The sequence below is a fragment of the Streptomyces sp. NPDC059456 genome (assembly GCF_042750055.1).
Taxonomy (GTDB): domain Bacteria; phylum Actinomycetota; class Actinomycetes; order Streptomycetales; family Streptomycetaceae; genus Streptomyces.
The window spans coordinates 1-4,619 of sequence record NZ_JBHYVA010000674.1; the positions used below are offsets into that span (position 1 = coordinate 1).

Genomic DNA, 4,619 nt, shown 5'->3' on the forward strand with positions numbered 1-4,619 from the left:
GGCCGCCGCCGCGCCGGCCCGGCCGGGGGCCCGGGCGGCCCGGGCGGCCGCGGCTCCGGCCGCCGCGTCGCCGGGCGGGCCCGAGGGGGCGGGCGCGGCCGCCGCCGAGCGGGCCGCGGACCGGTCCAGGGCCGCCGTGGAGGCCGAGGGTTCCCACTGCCTGCCGTGCTTGCCCGCGTCCATCGCCTCGTTGGCGAGCCGGTCCGCGTGCTTGTTGCGCTCGCGCGGGATCCACTCGTACGTGACCTGCGCGCGGGGCAGGATCGTCGCCGCCTCCGCCGCGAGGGGCTTCATGTCCGGGTGCTTGATCTTCCAGCGGCCCGACATCTGCTCGACGACGAGCTTGGAGTCCATGCGGACCTGGACCTGGGCGTCGGCGGCCAGCTCGCGGGCGGCCTTGAGGCCGGCGATCAGGCCCTTGTACTCGGCCACGTTGTTCGTCGCGACGCCGATGTACTCGGCGCGCTCGGCCAGCGTTTCGCCCGTGGCCGGGTCGAGGACGACGGCGCCGTAGCCGGCGGGCCCCGGGTTGCCCCGGGAGCCGCCGTCGGCCTCCACGACAAACCGGGGCATCAGATGCCCGAGTCGGCCGTACGAACCAGGATGCGGCCGCAGTTCTCGTGGCGTACGACCTGGTCGCGGGCCGCGGCCTTGATCTCGTTCACCTCGGCCATGTCCAGCTCCAGGCGGCAGCCCTCGCAGCGGCGCTGGTACAGGCGGGCGGCGCCGACGCCGCCCTGCTTGACGCGGATCTTCTCGTACAGGGCCATCAGGTCGGCCGGCATCGACGCGACGATGACCTCGCGGTCCTTGGTGACCTTCGCGGCCTCGGCGTCGAGTTCACCGGTGGCCGCGTCGCGGCGGCTGGTGGCGTCGGCCAGCTTGGCTTCGAGGGCGGAGACCCGCTCGGTGAGCTCGGTGACCCGCTCCTGCGCACCCTCCAGGCGCTCCATGACCTCCAGGACGACGTCCTCCAGGTCGGCCTGGCGCTTGGCGAGGGAGACGACCTCGCTCTGCAGGTTCGCCAGGTCGCGGGCCGAGATGCCGGCGCCGGAGTCGAGCCGCTGCTGGTCGCGGGCCGCGCGCTGGCGCACCTGGTCGACGTCCTGCTCCGCCTTGGTCTGCTCGCGGGCGGCGTCGCTCGCCTGGGTCTGGGCCGCCACGAGCAGGTCGCGCTGCTGCGTCAGGTCCTTGGCCAGGGACTCGACCTCGGTGTGCTCCGGCAGGGACTTGCGCTTGTGGGCGAGCTGAGACAGCCGGACGTCCAGGGCCTGGACGTCGAGAAGTCGGATCTGGTCGGCGGGCTCGGCGTTCAGTTGGGGGCTCCTGAGATAGAAGAGGGAGATGAAGGAACGTCGGACGGCGCGTGCGCCGTCCACGGGTCGGTGACCGTGCGCGAGACGTGGGTGCGCAGACCCCAGCCGTGGCGCTCGGAGATCGCGTCGAGTTGCGCGGCGGCCTGCTCGCACCAGGGCCACTCGGTGGCCCAGTGCGCGGCGTCGACGAGGGCGAGCGAGCTCTTCTCACGGGCCTCGGACACCGGGTGGTGGCGCAGGTCTGCGGTGAGGTAGGCGTCCACGCCGCAGGCGCGGACCTGGTCGAAGAGGCTGTCGCCGGAGCCGCCGCTGACGGCGACGGTGCGGACGAGCGCGTCCGGGTCGCCGGCGACGCGGATGCCCTGGGCGGTCCGCGGCAGCCGGGCGGCGGCGCGGGCGGCGAACTCCCGCAGGGTCTCGGGGTGGTCCAGCTCGCAGATCCGGCCGAGGCCGCGGCGGCCCGCGGGGTCGCTCGCGTCGGGGACCAGCGGCCCGGTGATGCGCAGGCCGAGGGCGCCGGCGAGGGCGTCGGAGACGCCCGGGTCGGCGGTGTCCGCGTTGGTGTGGGCGACGTGCAGCGCGATGTCGTTCTTGATCAGCGTGTGCACGACGCGGCCCTTGAAGGTGCCGGCCTCGACGGTCGTGGTGCCGCGCAGATAGAGGGGGTGGTGGGTGACGACCAGGTCGGCACCCAGCTTCACCGCCTCGTCGACGATCTCCTGGACGGGGTCGACGGCGAACAGCACGCGGCCGACCTCGGCGTCGGGATCGCCGCAGACGGTTCCGACGGCGTCCCACTGCTCGGCCCGCGAGGGGGGCCAGAGGACGTCCAGCGCGGCGATGACTTCGGAGAGACGGGGCACAGGCCAAGGCTACCGTCCGTACGGGAGCGGCAGAGTCCGTACGGGTCCCGGGCTCCCGGGGCCCACCGCCCGGAACGCCCGGACCGTACGGGCCTCGCGGAAGGGCCCCGCGCCCTGCGGGTACCGCACAGCACAACCGCCTCCGCCGCCACGGCCGAACCGCCGGGCGGCCACCCGTACGTGTGAAGCCCGGAAGGTCGTGCCGTTCGGGCCGACGTGCGAAAACTAGCTTCCTCACCGGAGGTGACGCACGGATGACTGTCTGTGCCATCGAGATCACGATGACGGCCCGGTTCACCATCGCGGCGGACGGGTCGTACGCGGCCCGGCTGGCCGGGGACGGCGAGGCCCGCTACCCGGAGCGCTGGACCCTGGCCGGGCCCGAGCCGTACGCGGTGCCGTTGCCGCTCGGGCAGCCCGAGGAGGCCGACAGCGAGCTGCTGGCCCTGGCGGACGGGCGGGTGCTGATCCACCGCCGGGTCGCCGAGCGGCACGCCTTCGCGCTGCTGTACCCGACGGGCGGCGCCGCGGCAGGACCACGGACCGGGGAACTCCCGCTGGGCTCGGTGGAGCCGCAGGACGACGGCGTACGGGTGTCCCTGCTGCCCCCTTCACCGGACGGACGCGGCGCCTTCGCCCTGGCCGCCTCGGACGCCGGGACCACCGTCTGGCAGGTCGCCGGCGGCCCCTTCGGGGAGGTCGCCCGCATCCCGGGCCGCTGCACCGGCGGCGTCTGGCTGGACCGGACCGGCCGGATGCTCTCCCTGGACCGCGAACTCGGGGGCACCACCAAGGCCGTCGCCGTGGACCTGGGCCGCGGCGGCGAGGTCTCCCCGCTGCTCCAGATCGCGGACGGCAGCGACGACCGGCTGCTGCTCGCCGACCCCGACAGCGGCCTGCTGCTGATCCGCTCGGACGCCCCGGGCGAACCGCGCCTGGGCTGGGGGGTGCTGGGCAGCTCCCGCCCGGTGCGCTTCCCCGAGTGCCTGCGCGGGGAGGCGGGGGTCCCGTTCGCGGTCCAGCCCGGCCAGGCCCTGATGCCCGAGACCTGCGGGGTCGCGCTCCGGCTGGAGAACGGCGGGATCGGCCTGTGGCGGGCCGCCGACCGGCACGTCTTCCGGCTCCCCGCGCCCGACGGCTGGCTCGGCACGGGCCTGTGGAGCCGGGACGGCCGCCTGCACCTTCCGTACGCCACCCCCGAGGTCCCGTGCGGGATCACCGGGCTGACCCTGCCGGTGTCCCCGCCGCCCGCGGTCCGGCTGGACCCTCCGGCGCCGGCCGTGCCCCGGCCCGTACCGCTCCAGCAGGCTCCGCTGCGCTGACGCCCGGCAGGGGGCGCCGTCCGGCCGGCGGGCCTCCTGCCGGCATCGTCCGGCGGGTTGCCTGCCGTCCGGCGGGCTTCCTGCCGGGCGGCCGGTCCGAGCGTCAAGGAATTCTTGACAAGGCGATCATGTCAAGGTTTCCTTGACGCATGTCGATCTTGAACTCGAAGGCCCGGCAGCGGGACCTCTTCCCCGCCACCCCGTCGATGGCCGCCGCACTACCGCTCGCCGTGAGCCTGCCCGCCCTGACGGTGCTGTTCGGTGACCGGCTCGGCACCTACGCCACCATCGCCCTGATCCTCGTGGGCCTCGTACTCATCGCCTGCACGGCAGGCCTGGCCGCCCGGGCGGCCCACGGCGCCGCCGAACGGGCCGCCCGTGACGCGGCCGTCCTCGACGCCCTCGAACCCCTCGAAGGACTGCGCCGATGAACGACGAACCGCTGCTGCACCCGGCCGAGATCGACCGGATCCGGGAAGGGATCGCCGCGGCCGTCCTCGGCTCCCCCGAGGGGCTGGCCGATTCCCTCGACCACGACGCCCACGGCTACCTGCGCCTGCTGGACGCCTCGCGCATCGGCGCCGAGGAGGCGAGCCGGCTGCTGCGCGAGGCCGTCCAGGGCGCCAGGGCCGCCGGCCACAGCTGGGACACGGTGGGCCGCGTCCTGGGAGTGAGCCGCCAGGCCGCCCAGCAGCGCTTCACGGCCAAGGCCGCGGCCGCGGGCTCGTCGGCACCGCCCGCGCAGGGCCCGAACGCCCCGAAGCGCCGCATCCTCGGCGGGTTGACCGCGTTCAACGAGATGGCCGCCCTGGACGAGGCCGGGCGCGACGGCTGGCACATGGTGGGCTACGGCCCGTTCTTCCACGAGGTGGAGGCGTCCGGCCACCCCTGGGAGCACTGCCGGATGACGCTCCCCTCCGGCGCGCGCCACCGGCGGATGGAGGCGGAGGGCTGGATCCCGGTGGGCGCGGGCTGGTTCCCGTGGCGCTACTACAAGCGGCCCCTCACCCCCACCGACTAGCGTGGCGGGGGGGGGGGCGGGCGGGGGGGGGGGCGGCCCCCCGCGGAGGGGCAGGGGCTCCGGGGCGCGGACCGGAGGCGGACACACCCGCGCACCA

At 75.4% G+C, this 4,619-nt stretch carries 6 protein-coding genes; 3 read left to right on the forward strand and 3 right to left on the reverse strand.

Annotation, left to right across the window (positions count from 1 at the left end):
• The 3 genes from ACFXA3_RS36105 to ACFXA3_RS36115 form a co-directional block, all read right to left on the reverse strand.
• Window positions 1–573: reverse transcriptase-like protein (locus ACFXA3_RS36105; protein WP_385194260.1), on the reverse strand; the 573-nt coding region annotated here is incomplete at its 3' end.
• Window positions 573–1,316: a zinc ribbon domain-containing protein gene (locus ACFXA3_RS36110; RefSeq protein WP_385194273.1), complete on the reverse strand. Its 744-nt coding sequence runs from the start codon at window positions 1,314–1,316 to the stop codon at window positions 573–575. The genes ACFXA3_RS36105 and ACFXA3_RS36110, both read right to left, overlap by 1 nt.
• On the reverse strand, window positions 1,313–2,179 hold the full coding sequence (locus ACFXA3_RS36115) for a Nif3-like dinuclear metal center hexameric protein (protein WP_385194263.1): 867 nt from the start codon (window positions 2,177–2,179) through the stop codon (window positions 1,313–1,315). The genes ACFXA3_RS36110 and ACFXA3_RS36115 overlap by 4 nt, the downstream gene beginning before the upstream one ends.
• Before the next feature lie 254 nt (window positions 2,180–2,433).
• Here ACFXA3_RS36115 and ACFXA3_RS36120 point away from each other — a divergent pair, with 254 nt between their 5' ends.
• The 3 genes from ACFXA3_RS36120 to ACFXA3_RS36130 all read left to right on the forward strand — a co-directional run bounded on the left by ACFXA3_RS36120 (window position 2,434) and on the right by ACFXA3_RS36130 (window position 4,522).
• Window positions 2,434–3,501 (forward strand): hypothetical protein, encoded by a 1,068-nt coding sequence (locus ACFXA3_RS36120; RefSeq protein WP_385194266.1) that lies wholly within the window; start codon window positions 2,434–2,436, stop codon window positions 3,499–3,501.
• Window positions 3,502–3,650: 149 nt separating this feature from the next.
• Window positions 3,651–3,932 carry a hypothetical protein gene (locus tag ACFXA3_RS36125; protein WP_385194268.1) on the forward strand — a complete coding sequence of 94 codons (282 nt, stop codon included), beginning with the start codon at window positions 3,651–3,653 and terminating at the stop codon, window positions 3,930–3,932.
• Window positions 3,929–4,522 (forward strand): hypothetical protein, encoded by a 594-nt coding sequence (locus tag ACFXA3_RS36130; protein WP_385194271.1) that lies wholly within the window; start codon window positions 3,929–3,931, stop codon window positions 4,520–4,522. The genes ACFXA3_RS36125 and ACFXA3_RS36130 overlap by 4 nt, the downstream gene beginning before the upstream one ends.
• Window positions 4,523–4,619: the final 97 nt, after the last annotated feature.